Source organism: Streptomyces fildesensis (genome assembly GCF_016107395.1).
In the GTDB taxonomy this organism is placed as follows: domain Bacteria; phylum Actinomycetota; class Actinomycetes; order Streptomycetales; family Streptomycetaceae; genus Actinacidiphila; species Actinacidiphila fildesensis.
In genome coordinates, this window is record NZ_JAAIKO010000014.1 from 1 (window position 1) to 19,202 (window position 19,202).

Annotated in this window: 17 protein-coding genes and 3 tRNA genes; 9 read left to right on the forward strand and 11 right to left on the reverse strand. The window is 70.9% G+C overall.

Annotated elements, in window-relative coordinates:
- Positions 1–114: 114 nt before the first annotated feature.
- Together C6N31_RS20175 and C6N31_RS20180 are read left to right on the forward strand one after the other, a co-directional pair.
- On the forward strand, positions 115–1,341 hold the full coding sequence (locus C6N31_RS20175) for an MFS transporter (RefSeq protein ID WP_198357939.1): 1,227 nt from the start codon (positions 115–117) through the stop codon (positions 1,339–1,341).
- Between the two features lie 131 nt (positions 1,342–1,472).
- The gene (locus C6N31_RS20180; protein ID WP_138357437.1) at positions 1,473–1,934 is read left to right on the forward strand and encodes a hypothetical protein; all 462 of its coding nucleotides are present in this window, start codon (positions 1,473–1,475) and stop codon (positions 1,932–1,934) included.
- 70 nt (positions 1,935–2,004) lie between these two features.
- Here the strand turns inward: C6N31_RS20180 and C6N31_RS20185 are convergent.
- The 4 genes from C6N31_RS20185 to C6N31_RS43950 form a co-directional block, all read right to left on the reverse strand.
- Positions 2,005–2,084, reverse strand: a tRNA-Tyr gene (locus C6N31_RS20185).
- Positions 2,085–2,088: 4 nt separating this feature from the next.
- Positions 2,089–2,180 (reverse strand) — tRNA-Ser (locus C6N31_RS20190).
- A gap of 19 nt (positions 2,181–2,199) precedes the next feature.
- A tRNA-Ser gene (locus tag C6N31_RS20195) sits at positions 2,200–2,284 on the reverse strand.
- Between the two features lie 260 nt (positions 2,285–2,544).
- Positions 2,545–2,766, reverse strand: coding sequence for a TetR/AcrR family transcriptional regulator (locus C6N31_RS43950; protein WP_232485433.1), 222 nt, complete (start codon positions 2,764–2,766; stop codon positions 2,545–2,547).
- A gap of 87 nt (positions 2,767–2,853) precedes the next feature.
- Between C6N31_RS43950 and C6N31_RS43955 the strand changes: the two genes are divergently transcribed.
- Both C6N31_RS43955 and C6N31_RS20205 read left to right on the forward strand, forming a co-directional pair.
- On the forward strand, positions 2,854–3,003 hold the full coding sequence (locus tag C6N31_RS43955; RefSeq protein WP_232485434.1) for a hypothetical protein: 150 nt from the start codon (positions 2,854–2,856) through the stop codon (positions 3,001–3,003).
- A 205-nt stretch (positions 3,004–3,208) separates the two neighbouring features.
- The gene (locus C6N31_RS20205) at positions 3,209–3,523 is read left to right on the forward strand and encodes an SAV_915 family protein (RefSeq protein ID WP_138358080.1); all 315 of its coding nucleotides are present in this window, start codon (positions 3,209–3,211) and stop codon (positions 3,521–3,523) included.
- Between the two features lie 37 nt (positions 3,524–3,560).
- Here the strand turns inward: C6N31_RS20205 and C6N31_RS20210 are convergent, their stop codons facing one another.
- Positions 3,561–4,403 carry a GntR family transcriptional regulator gene (locus tag C6N31_RS20210; protein WP_138358078.1) on the reverse strand — a complete coding sequence of 281 codons (843 nt, stop codon included), beginning with the start codon at positions 4,401–4,403 and terminating at the stop codon, positions 3,561–3,563.
- Positions 4,404–4,703: 300 nt separating this feature from the next.
- On the opposite strand from C6N31_RS20210, the gene C6N31_RS20215 reads away from it, so the two are divergent.
- The 5 genes from C6N31_RS20215 to C6N31_RS20235 all read left to right on the forward strand — a co-directional run bounded on the left by C6N31_RS20215 (position 4,704) and on the right by C6N31_RS20235 (position 11,009).
- Complete coding sequence (locus C6N31_RS20215) at positions 4,704–5,978, forward strand: extracellular solute-binding protein (RefSeq protein ID WP_198357941.1); 1,275 nt, start codon at positions 4,704–4,706, stop codon at positions 5,976–5,978.
- Positions 5,979–6,058: 80 nt separating this feature from the next.
- Entirely contained in the window at positions 6,059–7,039 is a 981-nt protein-coding gene (locus C6N31_RS20220; RefSeq protein ID WP_381586134.1) for a carbohydrate ABC transporter permease, read from the forward strand.
- Complete coding sequence (locus C6N31_RS20225; RefSeq protein WP_138358074.1) at positions 7,036–7,866, forward strand: carbohydrate ABC transporter permease; 831 nt, start codon at positions 7,036–7,038, stop codon at positions 7,864–7,866. The genes C6N31_RS20220 and C6N31_RS20225 overlap by 4 nt, the downstream gene beginning before the upstream one ends.
- Before the next feature lie 65 nt (positions 7,867–7,931).
- A complete protein-coding gene (locus C6N31_RS20230; protein WP_138358072.1) occupies positions 7,932–9,512 on the forward strand; it encodes a beta-N-acetylhexosaminidase in 1,581 nt (526 codons plus the stop codon).
- A 93-nt stretch (positions 9,513–9,605) separates the two neighbouring features.
- Positions 9,606–11,009 (forward strand): cellulose binding domain-containing protein, encoded by a 1,404-nt coding sequence (locus tag C6N31_RS20235; RefSeq protein ID WP_138358084.1) that lies wholly within the window; start codon positions 9,606–9,608, stop codon positions 11,007–11,009.
- A gap of 22 nt (positions 11,010–11,031) precedes the next feature.
- Here C6N31_RS20235 and C6N31_RS20240 read toward each other — a convergent pair whose 3' ends face one another.
- From C6N31_RS20240 to C6N31_RS20265, 6 genes are all read right to left on the reverse strand, one after another.
- Positions 11,032–12,135: a winged helix DNA-binding domain-containing protein gene (locus tag C6N31_RS20240; protein WP_138358070.1), complete on the reverse strand. Its 1,104-nt coding sequence runs from the start codon at positions 12,133–12,135 to the stop codon at positions 11,032–11,034.
- A 61-nt stretch (positions 12,136–12,196) separates the two neighbouring features.
- Positions 12,197–13,363, reverse strand: coding sequence for an XdhC family protein (locus C6N31_RS20245; protein ID WP_138358068.1), 1,167 nt, complete (start codon positions 13,361–13,363; stop codon positions 12,197–12,199).
- 14 nt (positions 13,364–13,377) lie between these two features.
- Positions 13,378–14,844: an NCS2 family permease gene (locus C6N31_RS20250; RefSeq protein ID WP_138358066.1), complete on the reverse strand. Its 1,467-nt coding sequence runs from the start codon at positions 14,842–14,844 to the stop codon at positions 13,378–13,380.
- A 282-nt stretch (positions 14,845–15,126) separates the two neighbouring features.
- Positions 15,127–17,514, reverse strand: coding sequence for a xanthine dehydrogenase family protein molybdopterin-binding subunit (locus C6N31_RS20255; protein WP_187145053.1), 2,388 nt, complete (start codon positions 17,512–17,514; stop codon positions 15,127–15,129).
- Positions 17,515–17,516: 2 nt separating this feature from the next.
- Entirely contained in the window at positions 17,517–18,122 is a 606-nt protein-coding gene (locus tag C6N31_RS20260) for a (2Fe-2S)-binding protein (RefSeq protein ID WP_138358064.1), read from the reverse strand.
- The gene (locus C6N31_RS20265) at positions 18,113–19,000 is read right to left on the reverse strand and encodes an FAD binding domain-containing protein (protein ID WP_138358062.1); all 888 of its coding nucleotides are present in this window, start codon (positions 18,998–19,000) and stop codon (positions 18,113–18,115) included. Before C6N31_RS20265 ends, C6N31_RS20260 begins: the two co-directional genes overlap by 10 nt.
- Positions 19,001–19,202 lie beyond the last annotated feature (202 nt).

The following is a 19,202-nucleotide window of genomic DNA, read 5'->3' on the forward strand; positions in this document are numbered from 1 at the left end:
CCCGCAGATGCCACTACCAACGCCGAGGCCACCACCCCCACATGCGGTTGCAGTACTAGGCCGCAGCCCGCCCTTCGCGCCGGCCTGCCCGCCTCTGCCTGAGGAACAAAACCCATGTCTTCGCCACGCCCGGCGGCGTCCTACGCCGCCGTCCTGCGGGTCCCCCATGCCCGCCGCACCTTCGCCGCCGCCCTGTTGGGCCGGCTCTCCTACGGGATCGTCTCCCTCTCCCTGCTGCTCTCGCTCGCCGCGGCGACCGGCTCGTACGCCGTCGCCGGCATGATCACCACGGTCTTCGCCGCGACCAGCGTCGTCCTCGGCCCGGCCCGTGCCGGACTCATCGACCGCTGGGGGGCACGGCGCGCCCTGCCCGCCCTCGCCACCCCGTACGCGGTGGCGCTGACCGCGCTCTGCCTGGCCACCTGGCGGCCGGGTGCCCCGCTCTGGCTGCTCACCTTCCTGTCGGCGGCCGCGGGCACCCTCACCCCGCCGCTCGGCCCGACCATGCGGGCGCTGTGGAGCGCCCTCGTTCCGGACAGGCGCCTGCTGCAGCGGGCGTTCAGCCTGGACACGGTGGCGGAGGAGGGCCTGTTCATGACCGGCCCGCTGATCGCCGTCGCCGTCCGCCCCGCGCTCGGCCTCGCCCTGTCCGCCGGCCTGGTCCTCATCGGCACTCTCGCCCTGGCGGCGTCCCCGGCCGCGAAGCTGCTCACCGCGCGCGAGCCCTCCGTCCCGGCCGCGCGGCTGCGGTCGGCGGGGGTCCGCAAGGCGGCGTACGCGGCGGCCGGGCTCGGCTGCTGCCTGGGCGCCCTGGAGTTGTACGTCGTCGCCTTCACCGACCACCACGACCGCGCCTCCGCCGCCGGCTGGATCCTCGCCGCGCACGCGGCGGGCAGCGCGATCGGTGGGCTCCTCTACGGCCGGATCGCCTGGCGGCGCCCGGCGGCCGGCCGGCTGCCGTATCTGCTCGCCGCCCTCGCCCTGCTCTTCGCCCTCACCGGCGCCGCCCCGACCGTCGTCCTCTTCGCCCTCGGCATCGCCGCCGCCGGCACCGTCGTCTCCCCCACCATGGCGACCGCGTACCTCGCGGCCGACGAACTCGCCCCGCCGGGGACCGCCACCCGCGCCACCGCCTGGGTCAACACGGGTGTCAACGCGGGCTCCTCGCTGGGCTCCGGCACCGCCGGGCTCCTCGTCGACCGGCTGCCGCTACCGCTGTGCTTCCTGCTGGCGGCCGCGCCTCCGCTGCTGCTCGCGCTCGGCGCGTATCCCCGGTCCGGGCGGGACGCTCGGGGCCGGAGCGAGGCGCCGCTCGCGAAGGCTTCCGAAGGCCGGGCGTAGCGGGTCCCGGGCCGATACCTCGCGTGTCCGCCCATACCTCGCCCGCCGCGTACTTCAATCGTCAACTTCCCTATGCCACAGGCATGTTGGCGCTTACTGTGGCCCGCAGTACCAGACGTCAAGGAGCTGCGGTGGGCAAGCGCCAATTAGGACAATATCCCCAGTCCCGGTACACACATCTGCTCTCGTCCGAACGTAACAGCAACTACACACAGCACCGGCCGGCGACCTTCGAGATTCCCGTCGAACGGCCCTCGAAGGGCTGCCAGTCGCGCACCCTCGCCTGTGAGACCTGCCGTACGTCGCTCACGTACACGGTCTTCAGCATCCCCGCGACCAGGGCCCGGCGCTGGGCGTGGCTGCTCACCACGCTGGCGGGCATCGCCTCGATGCTCGTCTCGGTCCTGGCCATCCACCACCTCGGCGGCGAGCACCCCGGCGAGCCCGGCGAGGGCGTCAGCGGACTCCTCACCCTCGGCTCGATCGGCGGCTTCATCGTCGCCGCCATCGGTCTCAGCTTCTGGTGGTACGAGGACGGTGTCCGCGGCCCCGGCCGGCTGATGGGCATCGGCGGCCACACCATCAAACGCTGACGGCGCGCCCCGGCCTCGTAACCGTGGCGCGCCGCAGTGGCGTGCGTCGTTCCGCGTGCGTCGTTCCGGGTGGGCGAAGGAGGATTCGAACCTCCACAGCCGAAGCGGGGGCTTTACAGGCCCTTGGGATCACCGATTCCCAGTTCGCCCGGGACGGAGGAGGTGGGGGTCGAACCCACACGGATGCTTGCGCACCCCAACGGTTTTCGAGACCGCGGCCGGCGCCGCCTTTCGGCTGGCTCCTCCATGAACTGCAGGACGTACGCGGAGAGTGCGCGGATCGAACGCGCGCGGGCTCGCACCCGACTACGGCTTAGCAAGCCGCTGCCTTACCACTCGGCCAACTCTCCCAGCTGCAAGGACACAGCAGACGGGCGGCCACGAAAAAGCCGCCCTGGCGGGAATTCCCGCGGGCGGCCCGGCGACATCCGTCACCGATGACTACGTGGCCTGCCCGGGGCTCCCCTGCTGGGAAGGGGTACTGGAAGAGCGCTGATACGCCTGCGACAGACCGGCCTGGACGTTCATCGTGCGCTCCCCTCTCGCCTCGTTGGTGATGCCACCACTGTGCCGGGCGCCGACCGCCAGGGCAACGGATTATCCGCCGGGCTCAGCCGAGCCCCAGGACGCCGGCGATCGCCGGCGCGTAGGCGGTCTCGATCTCGTCCGGGGTGAGGGCGGCGACGGCGGGCAGGCGCAGGAGGTAGCGGGTGAGGGCGAGGCCGAGGAGCTGGGCGGAGACCAGGCCCGCCCGGCGGGCGGTGTCGGGGCCCACGGGGGCCAACGCCGGGGCGAGGGCGGGGGCCACCTGCCGGGCGAAGATGTCGCGCATGCGGGCGGCGGCCCGCTCGGCCGGGCCATCGCGGAGGACCGGCTGGACGACTACGAGGCGCGGCGCCGCCCGGTCGCCGAGCGGGTCGTGGCGTTCACCGGCCGGACGACCCGGATCGCCACCACCCGGAGCCGCGTGCTCCGCACGGCGCGCAACCTGGCCCTGCCGGTCGTCAGCCGCATCCCGGCCTTCCGTACCCGGCCGGCCACCGAACTGGCCGAGCTGAACTACCGCTGACCGGTGGCCGGCCGGCGGATGGCGGCCCCGTGTCAATTCCCCCCGGTTCAGGGTCAACCGGGCATCGACGACCGGTTCGCGAGGTGAGTGCGCACCGTGGGGGCGATACCGTCGGGAACGTCGGGGCGGCATCCGCACCGATGCCCCCGCCCCGCCCGGCCGCCCCGGCGCCGGAACCACCCGTCCGCTCCCCCGGAGGACCGCAATGCCGCGCAGCCGCGCAGAAGAGCCCGGGAACGATCTCCCGGCGGGCCCGCTGTACGTACCCGTACGGCGCGGACCCGCCGGTTTCGCGCTGCGGCTGTGCCGTACGCCGCTCGGTTCGAGGACGGCCGTCGCCTTCACCAGCGAGCAGCGGCTGCGGTCGGTCATGGGCGCCGGGCAGGCGTGGATCCGGCTCTCCGAGCCCGCGGTCCGGGCGCTGTCGGCGCCGCTGGGCGCCACCACGGTGACCGTCGACCCACTGCTCACCGCCCGCCGGGTGCGGGACCCGGAGGCCGTCGCCGTCGCCCTGTGCTGACGACGGCCGCGTCCACCACCCCCGCAACGACCCGCGCTCACACCGCGGGCTGAACGTCGCCCACCATCGAGGAGGGGACGTCGCCGCGGCCCGCCAGATCGCCCGGCGGGATGCCGGGGTGGTGCCGGACGGCCGCGTCCGGCCCCGGAGCCCCGGCCTCGCCGAGAGCGAGCCGGGAGACGATCCGGTAGCGGTCACCGCGGTAGAGCGAGTGGACGTACTCGACCGGGCGGCCGGTCTCGTCCTTGGTGAGACGTTCGAAGAGCAGGGCCGGGGAAAGCAGCGGCACGCCCAGCAGCCGGGCCTCGACCTCGTTGGTGACGGTCGGCTCGATGGACTGGACCGCCTCGTGGACCCGCACCCGGTGCTTGTCGCGCAGGAACCGGTAGAAGTCCCCGGACTCCATGTCCGCCGGCCGCAGACCCGGCACGAGCAGGGCGGGCACGTGCAGGTACTCGATGGCCATCGGCTCGCCGTCGACGAGCCGGAGCCGGGCGATGTAGGTGATCTCGGCCGCGGGTGAGATGTGCAGCTTGCGGCCCACCCTGGCACCGGCCTGGACGGTGGTCAGCTCCAGGACCTTGCTGGACCAGGTGCCGTCGGCCTTCGGCAGCGAGAACGAGTGCTCGTCCGCCACCAGCTCCTGGGTGATCTTGGCGGGCGCGACGAACATCCCGCGCCCGTGCTCGCGGACGATCAGCCCGGTGTTGACCAGTTCGTCGACGGCGGAGCGCAGCGTCGGGCGGGAGACCGACAGCTGCTCGCACAGGGTCCGCTCGGAGGGGATCGGGTCGCCGGGCACATGGGATTCGACGAGCTCCAACAGGTAGTCGCGCACCCGTTCGCGCTTGAGCGCCGACCGTGGCGACTCGCTTCCCATACCTGACTCCTTCGTGCCGTCCGGGGTCCGCCCCGGCGCGTCCGGGCAGCGTTCTGTCTGCGTCCTGTCCAGTACCTCCCCTGAAGGCTATCCAGATCCTGACCAGTACGCCAGGCCGGCCCGCGTCACGTAGGCGGACCAGTTGCGGCCGGTACCGGTGATCCGGGGGAATCCGGGGGTCAGGCCTTTGCCTGCACGACCTCTTGACGGCAGCACTGGTCTATGCCACCTTCTCCAACCAGCACCAGACCAGTTGTGAAGTGGTAAGTTCCGCCGCTCCTATTCGAGGTGACAGACCCCGTGAGAACCAGACTCCTTGCAGGCACCGCGGCGCTCGCGATCGCCGTAGCCGGCCTGAGCGCCTGTAGTTCCTCCTCCGACTCGTCGGACACCGCAGGCGACGGCAAGAGCCCCGCCGAGCTCACCGTGTGGATCATGAAGGGCAGCGTTTCCGATCCCTTCCTCCAGCGGTTCAAGACGGATTTCGAGACGACCCACTCCGGTACCACCCTGAAGATCCAGATCCAGGAGTGGGACGGTATCGGCGCGAAGATCACCAGCGCTCTGGCCAGCAAGGACGCGCCGGACGTCATCGAGGTCGGCAACACCCAGGTCGCGCAGTACGCCGCCAGCGGCGGGGTCAAGGATCTGACCGGGAAGGTCGCCGACCTCAAGGGCGCGGACTGGATACCGGGCCTGGCCGAGCCCGGCAAGATCGACGGCAAGCAGTTCGGCATCCCCTGGTACGCCGCCAACCGTGTGGTGGTCTACAACAAGGACCTCTTCACCCAGGCCGGCATCACCACCCCGCCCAAGACGCGCGACGAGTGGATCGCCGACACCACCAAGCTCAACACCGGTGGCAACGACGGGATCTATCTGACGGGGCAGACCTGGTACGCGCTGGCCGGCTTCGTCTGGGACGAGGGCGGTGAGTTCGCCGTCAAGGACGGCGACAAGTGGAAGGGCACCCTCGACACGCCCCAGGCGCAGGCCGGGATGGCGTTCTACAAGAAGCTCCAGGCGCTGGGCAAGGGCCCGAAGGACTCCGACGAGGCCAAGCCGCTGCAGGCGGAGGTCTTCGCCAAGGGCAAGAGTGCGCAGATCATCTCCGTCCCCGGTGGCGCGGCCGCGATCATCAAGGCCAACCCGGCGATGAAGGACAAGATCGGCTTCTTCCCGATCCCCGGCAAGACGGCCGACAAGCCCGGCGCGGTCTTCACCGGCGGCTCCGACCTCATCATCCCGGAGGCGTCGCAGCACCAGGACGCGGCCTACGAGGTCGTCAAGGCGCTGGCCGGCGAGAAGTGGCAGACGGACATGGCCAAGGAGATGAGCTACGTCCCCAACAGGACGTCGCTGGCCGGTGTGCTGGCGGGCAACGAGGGCGGCGCGGTGATGGCGGTCGGCGCGGCCAACGGCCACGGCACCCCCAACTCCCCCAACTGGGCGGCTGTCGAGGCGAACAACCCCATCAAGCAGTACATGACGCAGTACCTCACCGGAGCGGACCCGGCCACGGCCGCCCGTACCGCGTCCGAGGCCATCACCAAAGCGCTGAACACCGCTTCCTGAACGGGGAGCGGTCCGCGCGGGCCCGCGTGGCCGCCCCCGCCTGACGAGTCGGACCCCAACAGGACAACAGGAGAAGTGCCGTGCCCGCTGCACCCCCCGCCGCCCGTCGGCGCCCCCCTCAACAGGCCTCCGTGGATCCGCCCCCGGCCCTCCGCCGCCGCCGGCGGCCCGTGCTCGGCGCCGTCTGGCCGTATCTGTTGATCGCTCCCACCCTGGTGGGCACGGCCTTCCTCCTGCTCTACCCGCTGATCCGCAACACCGTGATGTCCTTCCAGCACTTCCGGCTGGGCGAACTGATCCGCGGCGGCGCCACCTTCGTCGGATTCGACAACTACTCGGAGGTGCTCAACGACCCCGAGTTCTGGACGGTGGTCCGCCGCACCCTGTGGTGGACCGCGCTCAATGTCGTCCTCATCATGCTGATCGGCACCCTGGTCGCCCTGATGCTGGCGCGGCTCGGCAAGCGGATGCGGCTGGCCGTGATGAGCGCCCTCGTGCTGACCTGGGCGACGCCGGTGATCGCCGCCACCACCATCTTCCAGTGGCTCTTCCAGTCCCGCTTCGGAGTGGTCAACTGGGTCCTGGTGGAGCTCGGGTTCGACTCCTACCGCGACTACTCCTGGTTCGCCGACGGGAACTCGACCTTCTTCATCCTGGTCACCCTGGTCGTCTGGCAGTCGGTGCCGTTCGCCGCGCTGACCCTCTACGGCGGGCTCACCACGATCTCCGCCGAGCTGTACGAGTCGGCCCGGCTGGACGGCGCCGGCGGCTTCCAGGTCTTCCGCCACGTCACCTTCCCCATGCTGCGGCAGCTGTTCGCCCTGATCACCTCGCTCGAAGTGATCTGGTGCTTCAAGTGCTTCGCCCAGATCTGGGTGATCAGCGAAGGCGGCCCGAACGGGGCGACCACCACCCTGCCCGTCTACGCCTTCCAGATCGCGCAGTCGCTCCACAAGTACGACGTCGGCTCGGCGGTCTCCACGCTCACCGTGCTGATCCTGCTCGTGGCGCTCGTCCTCAATCTGCGCCGGATGTTCCAGCAGGAAGGAGCGGCCCTGTGACCCGGTCGCTGCGCAAGGTCCCGCTCAACCTCGCCGCGCTGTCCGTCGTGGCGGTGTCGGTCTTCCCCGTCTACTGGATGGTGCTGACCGCCTTCAAGCCGACCGTGGACATCCAGGCCGACACCCCGTCGTTCTGGCCCCGGCACCTCACCCTCGACCACTTCTCCACCGCCGTGCACGCCGACGGCTTCGGCACCTTCTGGCGCAACAGCCTCACCGTCACCCTCGGCGCGGTGCTGCTCTCGCTGGCCGTCGCGCTGCTGGCCGCCTTCGCGGTCGGCCGGATGCGCTGGCGCGGCAGGCGGGCGTTCATCCTGATGGTGTTCACCGCGCAGATGGCGCCCTGGGAGGCGCTGCTGATCCCGATGTACGTCATCGCCCGGGACACCGACATGCTCGACAAGCTGTCGATGCTCACCCTGGTCTACTTCATGACCACGCTGCCGTTCACCATCGTGACGCTGCGCGGGTTCCTCGCCGCGATACCGGTGGAGCTGGAGGAGGCGGCCCAGGTGGACGGCTGCACCCGGCCGCAGGCGTTCCGCCGGGTGACGTTCCCGCTGCTCGCCCCCGGGCTGCTGTCCACCTCGCTGTTCGGGTTCATCACGGCCTGGAACGAGTTCGCGTTCGCCAACACGCTGATCATCAAGAACCAGGATGCCAGGACGCTGCCGGTGTGGCTCTCCTCGTTCAGCAACGTCTTCGGCACCGACTGGGGCGCCACGATGGCCGCCTCCTCACTCTTCATGCTCCCCGTCCTCGTGGTCTTCCTCGCCCTGCAGAACCGGGTCACCTCCGGGATGACCGCCGGTGCGGTCAAGGGGTGACGCGTCATGCGGGAGACGCCGTGCGAGAGCTGCCCCGATGTCCGTCCGGGCCTGGAGGCCGAGCTGTGATCATTCCCCACCCCAGTCATCTGGTCCGTATCCCGGGCCACTTCACCTTCACCACCGACACCACCGTCCGGGTCACCGAGGGCGCGGAGGGCGCCGCCCGGCTGCTGCGCACCCTGCTGGGCCCCGCCACCGGGCTCCCGCTCCGCTCCTCCCCCGACGGCAACGTCATCCTCGCCCTGGACCCGCAGCTCGGCGGGCTGGGCGCGGAGGGCTACGGGCTGACCGTCGGCCCGGACGCGATCCTGCTGCGGGCGGCGCAGCCGGCCGGGCTGCTGAACGGCGTTCAGACGATCCGCCAACTGCTGCCGCCCGAGGCGCTGTCGGCGGTGCCGGTCACCGGGGTGCCGTGGCGGCTGCCGTGCGTCCAGGCCACCGATGTGCCGCGGTACCCCTGGCGCGGGGCGATGCTCGACGTCGCCCGGCACTTCCAGCCGGTGTCGTTCCTGCGGCGTTTCGTGGACCTGCTCGCCTTCCACAAGCTCAACGTCCTGCATCTGCACCTCACCGACGACCAGGGCTGGCGGATGCCGGTACCCGGGTATCCGCTGCTGACCGAGACCGGCGGCCACCGGGCCCGCAGCATGACCGGCCGGGCCGGCAGCGCCAGCTACGACGACACTCCGCACGGCGGTGTCTACACCGCCGCCCAGCTGCGCACGCTCGTCGGCTACGCGGCCGAGCGGGGGGTGACCGTCGTCCCCGAGATCGAGATGCCGGGTCACGCCCGGGCGGCGCTCGCCGCCTATCCGCACCTGGGGAACGTCCCCGGCCGGCAGCTGGACGTGTGGACCGAGTGGGGGGTGTGCGAGAACGTCCTGGGCGTGCACGACGAGGTGCTGGAGTTCTGCCGCGCGGTGCTCGGCGAGGTCCTGGACGTCTTCCCGTCCCCGTACATCCACATCGGCGGCGACGAGTGCCCCACCGTCGAATGGGAGGACAGCCCACGGGCGCGGCAGCGGGCCGTGGCCGAGCGGCTGGCGGGGCCGAAGGCGCTGCACGGCTGGTTCCTCGGGCGGATCGGCGACTTCCTGCTGCGCGAGGGCCGCAAGCCGGTGTGCTGGGCGGAGGACGGCGGAGTGCTGCCGCCGGAGTTCACCGTCATGCCGTGGCGGGACTCGGGCCACGGGCTGGCCGCCGCCCGGCGGGGCCATGACGTCGTGATGGCGCCGTACCGCTCCACGTATCTCGACTACCCGCAGACCGACCGGCCGGGCGAGCCCTTCGGGCAGGCCGGCGCCGTCGTCGATCTGCGGGCCGTGCACGGCAACGATCCCGCGCCGCAGGACTGGGAGCCGGCGGCGGCCGCCCGGGTGCTGGGCACGCAGGGGCAGTTGTGGACGGAGTTCGCCGCCACGCCCGCGCAGGTCGAGTACCTCGCCTTCCCCCGGCTGTCGGCCCTCGCCGACAGCGCGTGGAACCCCCGCAGCGACTGGACCACCGACTTCCTCCCCGCCATGCGCCACCACGAGGCCCGGCTCGCGGCGCTCGGCACCCACGCTGACACCCGTCCCGGCACCGCCGTGCGCCTCCCCCACAGATGTTCCACCGCGCACCACCCGCAGTCGCACCAGCAGTAGTTCCTTCCAGCACTTCCCCCTGCGACACCCCCACCTGGAAAGGGATTCACCGTGTCCGCAAGATCACGTATACCCGTCCGCGTGCGTACGGCGATGGCCCTGTGCACCTCCGCCGGGCTGGCCTGCGCCGCGCTGACGGCCATGCCCGCCTCGGCCGCCCAGGACTCGCTCAGCGCGCAGTACCGCACCAGCGCGACCGGGGCCACCGCCGACCAGTCGGAACCGTGGCTGAAGGTCACCAACACCGGCAGCACGACCGTGCCGCTCAGCGGTGTGACGGTGCGCTACTACTTCAAGGCCGACACCGCCGACTCCTCGTACCGCTTCGCCTGTTCCTGGGCGGTGCGCGGCTGTGCCAACATCACCGGCACGTTCGGCACCCTGGCGCACCCCACCGCCACCGCCGACCGCTATCTGGAGATCGGCTTCACTTCGGGCGCCGGCTCGCTCACGCCCGGCGCCGACACCAGCGACATGCAGCTGCGGTTCTACCGGTCCACCTGGGCGACGCTCCGGCAGAGCGACGACTACTCGTTCAACGGCGCCCAGACGTCGTACGCCAACTGGTCGAAGGTCACCGTGCAGCGCGGCGGGACGGTTCTGTGGGGCACCGCGCCCGACGGCAACGACCCCACGCAGCCGCCGACCGACCCGCCGACGACGCCCCCCACCACACCGCCGAACCAGAACGGCCCGGCGCTCTTCGACGACTTCAACTACACCAGCAGCAGCGACCCGCTGGTGCAGCAGCACGGCTGGACCGTGAAGTCGGGGCAGGGCGGGCCCGGTGTCCCGGGGGCCACCTGGTCGCCGCAGGACGTCACCTTCGCGCCGGAGAACGGCAACAGCATCATGAACCTCAAGCTCACCACCGACGGAACGGCCGCCGGCACCAAGGAGACCGAGATCCAGACCACCGCGCGCAAGTTCCGCAACGGGACGTACGCGGCCCGCGTGAAGTTCAACGACACCCCCGCCACCGGCCCGGACGGGGACCACGTCAACCAGACGTTCTTCGCCTTCACACCGCTCGCGCACGACATGGACCCCGACTACGGGGAGCTGGACTTCGAGTACCTGCCCAACGGCGGCTGGGGCGAGACCGGCAACATCATGTACACCACGTCCTGGGAGACCTACCAGAACGACCCCTGGAACGCGGTCAACACCCACACCGAGAGCCGGCAGAGCTACGACGGCTGGCACGACCTGATCGTCACCGTCGACAACACGAACATCAAGTACTACATCGACGGGCAGCTGTTCGGGACGCACGGCGAGCCGTATCTGCCGGAGACGCCGATGTTCATCGACTTCAACCACTGGCTCATCGACCTCGCGGGACAGACCGGCAGCACGCCGCGCTCGTACAACCAGAAGGTCGACTACGTGTACTTCGCCAAGGACCAGGTGCTGAGTCCGGCCCAGGTGCAGGCCCAGGTGGCCGCCTACCGGGCGGCCCATGTCACCCAGGTGGACACCGTCCCGGCGGGCTGAACCCGCCGGAGCGGCGGCACCGTCAGCCCGCGGGTTCGATCCGGACCTCGTGGGTCTCCGCCGACGGATCGCTGACGGCCAGCAGCCGCGCGCCCTCCGCCATGAGGGCGTCGCGGTCGCCGGCCGTCAGCCGTACGAAGGGCGTGACGCTCACCACGGCGCCGGCCTTCGTACGATCGAACCGCCAGGTGCCGCCGACGAAGCCGTCGACCAGGATCGTGCCGCGGATGATGCCGTTGACCGTCATCACCCGCTTCCGGTACTCGTCGGCGAGGATCCGGGTCCGGTCGGCGTGCGACAGCAGCAGGTTGTCGAAGTCGGCGACGAAGCGGGCCGGTACGGGGACGTCCGGGTCGGGGAGCACCGCGCCGGGCAGATCGTGGAGCTCCCGGCCGTCCTCGTCACGGTATGGACGAAGGTCCAAGCCCGCCACGACCGAGCGCAGCCCGGTCAGTCCCGACCACTTCTGGATGTCGGCGACGGTCGCGGGACCGAACGCCGCCAGGTAGCGCTCGACGACGGGCCCGGGGTCGGGGTCGGCGAGCGGCGCGCCGAGATACTCCTCGACGGTGGCGTAGGTGGGCTGCCCGCTCTCTCCCCACAGCCCGCGCGGCGGCAGCTGCACCAGCGGGGCCCACAGACGCAGCGCCTTCTCCAGCGCGTCGGGCTCGACGCCGGGCCAGCGGACGGCGAGCAGCTCGCGCAGCTCACGGGGGTTGCGCGGGCGCTCGGCGAGGAGTTCGCGGCCGGCGGCCACCAGCTCGTCGCGGTCCACGTCGCGCAGCGCCGCGCCTCCCCAGGCCGCGCTCCTGACCATCCGGTCGAACACCGGCTGCAGCAGGGGCCGCAGGAGCAGCGCGTCCGCCGCGCTCACCAGGTGCACGGTGCCGCGCATGAGCGTCAGCCGCACCGCGCCACGGTCCTTCATCAGCTGCGCCAGCTCGTCGAAGGAGAAGTCCCGCAGCCGGGTCCACAGGCCGATGTACGGGGCGTTGGACGCCTGGGACTGCATGCCGAGCAGCCGCTCGATCACCTCGATCGCGGGCACCTTCGCCCGCTCCAGGAGGAGTTGGCGCTCCAGCAGAGCGCGGTTGAGCGTACGGCGGTCCAGAGTCGTCGTCGGCATACCGCCTACGCTACGACGCCTTGCGGACGGTTCCGGTCCTCAACGACGACACGAGCAGGAGCTATGCCGCGGAGGAGCCGACCCGCCGGGCTATCGGGGGTTCGGCCTCGTGGTGGATCGGCGTGTGCGCGCCCGTCAGCGGTACGCCGCTGCCGCCGCGCCGGTGGGCGACGATCTCCGCGGCGATGGACAGCGCGGTCTCCTCAGGCGTCCGCGCGCCGAGGTCGAGGCCGATCGGCGAGCGCAGCCTGGCCAGTTCGAGTTCGGTGACGCCGACCTCCCGCAGCCGCTCGAGGCGGTCCAGGTGGGTGCGGCGTGAGCCCATGGCGCCGACGAAGGCGATGGGAAGCTTCAGGGCCCGCTCCAGCAGCGGTACGTCGAACTTGGCGTCGTGGGTCAGTACGCAGATGACCGTGCGGCCGTCGACGCGTCCCGCGGCGGTGGTCTCGTCGAGGTAGCGGTGCGGCCAGTCGACGATGACCTCGTCGGCCTCCGGGAAGCGCGCGCGGGTGGCGAAGACGGGGCGCGCGTCGCAGAGCGTCACCTCGTAGCCGAGGAACTTGCCGACCTTGACGACGGCGCCGGCGAAGTCGATCGCGCCGAAGACGATCATGCGGGGCGCCGGCACGCTGGACTCGACGAGCAGCGTGAGCGGTTCGCCGCAGCGGCTGCCGTCCGCGCCGATCCCGATGGTGCCGGTCCGGCCCGCTTCCAGCAGGGCGTGGGCCTCGGCCGCCGCCGTGCGGTCCCGCTCGGGGTCGCCGAGGCTGCCCTCGTACCGTCCGTCGGCCCGCAGGGCCAGGGCCCGGCCGAGCAGCCCGGCCGGTCCCTCGACGATCCTGGCCACCGCGGCCGTCTCTCCCGCTGCGGCGGCGGCCAGGGCCGCCGTGAACTCCGGCCGCACGCCGGGGTCCACTCGCTGGACGAAGATGTCTATGACGCCGCCGCAGGTGAGTCCCACGGCGAACGCATCGTCGTCCGAGTATCCGAAGCGCTGGAGCACGGGCTCCGCCGAGTCCCCTGACTCCAGCGCTTCCTTGCAGAGCTCGTAGACAGCTCCTTCGACGCACCCTCCGGACACGCTGCCGATCGCGGTGCCGTCGGAATCGACGGCGAGCGCGGCACCGGGCTGCCGGGGCGCACTTCCGCCCACCGCGACCACGGTCGCGACGGCGAACGGACGCCCCTGGCGGCACCAGCGGTGCAGCTCGTCAGCGATGTCCAGCATGGTGAACAGCTCCTCTACTTGACGCCGAGCCAGCTCTCGATGGGGTGGAGAGCGAAGAAGACGAAGAACACCGCCGTGAGCACCCACATGAAGATGCCGGGCTCACGCCACTTGCCCTGCGCCGCCTTGATGGCGGTGTAGGAGATGACGCCCGCGGCGACACCTGCGGTGATGGAGTACGTGAAGGGCATGAGGACCACGGTCAGGAAGACCGGGACCGAGACCGAGCGGTCCGACCAGTCGACGTGCCGGGCGTTGCTCATCATCATCGCGCCGATGACGACCAGCGCCGCCGCCGCGACCTGGCCCGGGACGATCTGGGCCAGCGGGGTGAAGAACAGGCCGGCCGCGAAGAGCAGACCGGTGACGACGCTGGACAGACCCGTACGGGCGCCCTCGCCGACTCCGGTGGCCGACTCGATGAAGACCGTCTGGCCGGAGGCACCTGCGACGCCGCCGATCGCACCACCCGCACCGTCGATGAACAGTGCCTTGCTGAGGCCGGGCATCCGGCCCTGCTCGTCGGCGAGCTTGGCCTCGGTGCCGACGCCGATGATGGTGGCCATCGCGTCGAAGAAGCCGGCCAGCACCAGGGTGAAGACGATGACGCCGACGGTCATACCGCCGATGGATCCCCAGCCGCCGAACTCGACGTGTCCGAAGAGCCCGAAGTCGGGCATGGAGACCGCGCTGCCGTTCAGCTTCGGGGCCGCACCGCCCCAGTCCTTGTCGGTCAGGCCGCCGACGGAGTTGACCACGACCGAGAGGATCGTGCCGACGACGATGCCGATCAGGATCGCGCCGGGGATGTTGCGGGCCTGCAGCATGAAGATCAGGAGCAGCGTGACGCAGAAGAGCAGGACCGGCCAGCCGGAGAGCTGTCCGCCGACGCCCAGGGCGACCGGGGCGGTGCCCTTCGCGTCACCCTTGCCGACGAATCCGGCGTTCACCAGGCCGATGAGGGCGATGAACATCCCGATGCCGATGGTGATGCCGTGCTTCAGGGCCAGCGGTATCGCGTTCATGACGATCTCGCGGAGCCCGGTGACCACCAGCAGCACGATGATGGCGCCGTAGATCACACACATGCCCATGGCCTGCGGCCAGGTCATGTTGGGGGCCACCTGGGTGGCCAGCACGCCGGAGACGCTCAGTCCCGCGGCGAGTGCGAGCGGTACCTTGCCGAGGAATCCCATCAGCAGGGTGGAGACCGCCGCGGCGAGGGCCGTCGCGGTGATCAGTCCCGCATGGCTGAGCTTGTGACCGCTGGCGTCCGGGCCGGACAGCAGGAGCGGGTTGAGCAGCAGGATGTAGCACATCGCCATGAAGGTCGTGATGCCGCCGCGGACCTCGCGGGGAATCGTCGACTCTCTCTCGGAGATGTGGAAGTACCGGTCGAGCCAGGACCGTCCGGCCGGCGGGCGCGAGCCCGCGCCCGCGTCCTCCGCCGTGGTCTTCAGCTCTACAGGGGTTTGGGTCATGGTGCCGACTCCCAAGGTTCAATGGGACACCCGCACATGGTGTGCGGATTTTGGGATGCTGCTATGGCTGCACGACCCGGGGGACGGCCCGAGGCGAACGGGATGAAACGGTTTGGCCGGTGCGCGCGGCGGAAGCCGGGCAGGGGCCGGGACGGTGTCCGTCCGGCGGCCGCGGGTGCGGCCGGTCCGGTCGGATGCCGTTGCCACGGAGGCCGAGTGGTGGCGCCTGGGTGGCCCCGGACGGGGCGGGGATCGTCATTCCCCCACCCCGTCCGGAGGTCGTCACGTGCCGGTGAGGTGTTCGGGCCTGACCGGTACGCGCTTGAGTGCCAGGCCGGTCGCGGCGCGGATGGCGGCGACGACGGCGGGCGTGGAGGAGAGCGTCGGGGCCTCACCGATGCCGCGGAGCCCGTACGGGGCGTGCTCGTCCGCGAGTTCCAGCACGTCGACCGGGATGGTCGGCGTGTCGAGGATGGTGGGGATCAGGTAGTCGGTGAAGGACGGGTTCCGTACCTTCGCGTTCTTGTCGACGATGATCTCTTCCATGACGGCCAGGCCGAGGCCCTGGGTGGTGCCGCCCTGGATCTGGCCGACGACCGACAGCGGGTTGAGCGCCTTGCCGACGTCCTGGGCCGCGGCCAGCTCGATGACCTTGACCAGGCCCAGTTCGGTGTCGACCTCGACGACCGCGCGGTGGGCGCAGAACGAGTACTGGACGTGGCCGTCGCCCTGCCCGGTGACCAGGTCGAACGCCTGGGTCGGGCGGTGCCGCCACTCCAGCTCGAGGTCGATGGTCTCGCCCTCGATGACGTCCACCAGATCGGCGAGCACCTCGCCGCCGTCGGTGACGACCTTGCCGCCCTCGAGGAGGAGTTCGGCGGTGGCCCACGCGGGGTGGTAGGTGCCGAACTTCGCGCGGCCGAGTTCCAGGACCTTCTCGCGGACGGCCTCGCAGGAGTTCTTCACCGCGCCACCGGTCACGTACGTCTGCCGGGAGGCGGACGTGGAGCCGGCGGAGCCGACCTGTGTGTCGGCGGGGTGGATCGTCACCTGCGTGACGCCCAGCTCGGTGCGGGCGATCTGGGCGTGCACGGTGACGCCGCCCTGGCCGACCTCGGCCATCGCGGTGTGCACCATGGCGACCGGTTCGCCGTTGATGACCTCCAGCCGCACGCGCGCGGTGGAGTAGTCGTCGAAGCCCTCGGAGAAGCCGACGTTCTTGATGCCGACCGCGTAGCCGACCCCGCGCACGACACCCTCGCCGTGGGTGGTGTTCGACAGGGCGCCGGGCAGGTCACGGATGTCGATGGACCGGCCTTCCGCGTCACCGGCCAGCCACTGCTGCTCGGGCGGCATCGGCAGCGCCTTGACGCGGCGCAGCAGTTCGGCGACCGGGGCCGGGGAGTCGACCTTCTGGCCGGTCGGCATGATCGTGCCCTGGCTCATCGCGTTGAGCTGGCGGAACTCGACCGCGTCCATGCCGAGCGCGGCGGCGAGCTTGTCCATCTGCGCCTCGTAGGCGAAGCACGCCTGGACGGCGCCGAAACCGCGCATCGCGCCGCAGGGCGGGTTGTTGGTGTAGAGCGCGACGGCCTCGATCTCGACGTCGTCGATCACGTACGGGCCGACCGCCAGCGAGGAGGCGTTGCCGACGACGGCCGGGGAGGCCGATGCGTAGGCGCCGCCGTCCAGCACGATCCGGCACTTCATGTGCGTGATCTTGCCTTCGCTGGTGACGCCGTGCTCGTACCAGAGCTTCGCCGGGTGGCGGTGCACATGGCCGAAGAAGGACTCGAAGCGGTTGTAGACGATCTTGACCGGCTTGCCGGTGCGGAGCGCCAGCAGGCACGCGTGGGCCTGCATCGACAGGTCCTCGCGGCCGCCGAACGCACCGCCGACGCCGGACAGCGTCATACGGATCTTGTCCTCGGGCAGACCGAGGACCGGGCTGAGCTGGCCGAGGTCCGAGTGCAGCCACTGGGTGGCGATGTACAGGTCGACGCCGCCGTCCTCGGCGGGCACGGCCAGGCCGGACTCCGGGCCGAGGAAGGCCTGGTCCTGCATGCCGACCTCGTACTCACCGCTGATGACGATGTCGGCGCGTTTGGCCGCCTCGTTCGCGTCGCCGCGGATGATCGGCTGGCGGTGCACGATGTTCGGGTGCGTGACGTGGTCCGCGTGGTGGTCGTCGCGGTTCGGGTGCAGGATCGGCGCGCCGTCCGCGAGCGCCGTCTCCTCGTCGATGACCAGCGGCAGCAGCTCGAACTCGACCTTGATCTTGGCGGCCGCGCGGCGGGCGGTCTCCGGGTGGTCGGCGGCGATGATGGCGATCGGCTCACCGTGGTAGCGCACGACGCCGTCGGCCAGGACCGGGGTGTCCTTGTACTCCAGCCCGTACTTGGTGAAGGCGGGCAGGTCGTCATGGGTCATGACGGCGTAGACGCCGGAGGTGGCGAGCGCCTCGCCGGTGTCGATCGAGAGGATCTTGGCGTGGGCGTGCGGGCTGCGGAGCGTGAAGCCCCACAGCATGTCCTCGTGCCACATGTCCGAGGAGTACGCGAACTCACCGGTGACCTTCAGGGTGCCGTCCGGGCGCAGCGTGGACTCGCCGAGGCCGCCCTTGGTCTTGCTGCCCTGGGTGATGTTCGTGGGATTGCGGGTAACGCCCATGATCAGACGCCCTCTCCGGCTGTGACGGACGCGCCGCGCGCTGCCGCGAGGCGGACCGCGTCGAGGATCTTCTCGTAGCCGGTGCAGCGGCACAGGTTGCCCGAGAGGGCCTCGCGGATGTCCTGGTCGGACGGGGACGGGTTGCGCTCCAGCAGCTCGTCGGCCGCGACGAGGAGGCCGGGGGTGCAGAAACCGCACTGCACGGCGCCGGCGTCGATGAACGCTTCCTGGATCGGGGACAGGTCCCCGGCCTCGGTGCTCTCACCGGTCTGCCCGTCGGCCGGCTTGGCGGCCCACTTCTGGGCCTCGCCGAGGGGGGTGCCGCAGGCGCCGGTACCGCAGCGGCCGGCCGCGCGGTCCTTGGCGTAGTCCGCCAGGCCCTCCACGGTCACGACGTCGCGGTCCTGGACCTGAGCGGCGGCCACCAGGCACGCACACACCGGAACACCGTCGAGGCGGACCGTGCAGGAGCCGCACTCGCCCTGCTCACAGGCGTTCTTCGAGCCCGGGAGTCCCATGCGCTCGCGGAGGACGTAGAGAAGGCTCTCGCCTTCCCAGACGTCGTCGGCCTCCTGCGGGCGGCCGTTGACATTGAAGGTCACGCGCATGACTGCGTCCTCTCGTTCCCACGGTACTCGTCCCAGGTCCAGCCGAGCGTGCGGCGGGCCATGACGCCCAGCGCGTGACGGCGGTACGAGGCGGTGCCGCGTACGTCGTCGATGGGGTTGGCGGCCCCGGAGACCAGCTCCGCGAACTGCCGCGCCACGGCCGGCGGGATGATCTTGCCGTTCTCCCAGAAACCGCCCTCTTCGAGCGCGGCGGTGAGGAAGTCCTCGGCGACGCGGGCGCGGAGCGGGGTGGGAGCGGCCGAGCCGATGCCGGTCTTGACCGTCCTCGTCTCGGGGTGCAGCGCCAGGCCGAACGCGCAGACCGCGATGACCATCGCGTTGCGGGTGCCGACCTTGGAGAACTGCTGCGGCCCGTCGGCCTTCTTGATGTGCACGGCGCGGATCAGTTCATCGGCGGCGAGCGAGTTCCGCTTCACGCCGGTGTAGAACTCCTCGACCGGGATCAGCCGGGTACCGCGGACGGAGACGGCCTCGACCTCGGCGCCCGCGGCCAGCAGGGCCGGGTGCGAGTCGCCGGCCGGGGAGGCGGCACCGAGGTTGCCGCCGACGCTGCCGCGGTTGCGGATCTGCGGGGAGCCGACGGTGTGGGCGGCGAGCGCCAGACCGGGCAGCTCGGTGCGCAGGTGCTCCATGATCCGGGTGTACGGGACCGAGGCACCCAGGCGGACGGTCTCCTCGGTCACCTCCCACTCCTGCAGCTCACCGATCCGGTTCAGGTCCAGCATCACGTCGGGCCGGCGGTGGTCGAAATTGATCTCGACCATCACGTCGGTGCCGCCCGCGATGGGCACAGCTGTGGGGTGCTCGGCCTTTGCGGCGAGCGCCTCCTCCCAGCTTGCGGGGCGCAGGAAGTCCATGGGGGTTCTCTTCTCGAATCTCGAGCGGGGCTGTTCACGTGTTGTTAACGCTGCGTGGGGCCCAGTACACGGCCCACCACCCTTCCGGGTGCAGTCACTGAAAACATGAAGGACTTGGCTGGCCAGTACTCATGTCTTGTAGATTCCTATGAAAGGGCGCCGTCCGAAACCTCGCGGCATCGGACCGGCAACACCAATGGAA

Excerpts from the sequence above, each read along its gene's own strand:
- C6N31_RS20250 (WP_138358066.1), bottom strand. The coding sequence starts at position 14,844 with ATGACCCAAACCCCTGTAGAGCTGAAGACCACGGCGGAGGACGCGGGC.
- C6N31_RS20255 (WP_187145053.1), bottom strand. The coding sequence starts at position 17,514 with ATGGGCGTTACCCGCAATCCCACGAACATCACCCAGGGCAGCAAGACC.
- C6N31_RS20210 (WP_138358078.1), bottom strand. The coding sequence starts at position 4,403 with ATGGGAAGCGAGTCGCCACGGTCGGCGCTCAAGCGCGAACGGGTGCGC.
- C6N31_RS20265 (WP_138358062.1), bottom strand. The coding sequence starts at position 19,000 with ATGGACTTCCTGCGCCCCGCAAGCTGGGAGGAGGCGCTCGCCGCAAAG.
- C6N31_RS20240 (WP_138358070.1), bottom strand. The coding sequence starts at position 12,135 with ATGCCGACGACGACTCTGGACCGCCGTACGCTCAACCGCGCTCTGCTG.
- C6N31_RS20205 (WP_138358080.1), top strand. The coding sequence starts at position 3,209 with ATGCCGCGCAGCCGCGCAGAAGAGCCCGGGAACGATCTCCCGGCGGGC.
- C6N31_RS20235 (WP_138358084.1), top strand. The coding sequence starts at position 9,606 with ATGGCCCTGTGCACCTCCGCCGGGCTGGCCTGCGCCGCGCTGACGGCC.
- C6N31_RS43950 (WP_232485433.1), bottom strand. The coding sequence starts at position 2,766 with ATGCGCGACATCTTCGCCCGGCAGGTGGCCCCCGCCCTCGCCCCGGCG.
- C6N31_RS20175 (WP_198357939.1), top strand. The coding sequence starts at position 115 with ATGTCTTCGCCACGCCCGGCGGCGTCCTACGCCGCCGTCCTGCGGGTC.
- C6N31_RS20245 (WP_138358068.1), bottom strand. The coding sequence starts at position 13,363 with ATGCTGGACATCGCTGACGAGCTGCACCGCTGGTGCCGCCAGGGGCGT.
- C6N31_RS20260 (WP_138358064.1), bottom strand. The coding sequence starts at position 18,122 with ATGCGCGTGACCTTCAATGTCAACGGCCGCCCGCAGGAGGCCGACGAC.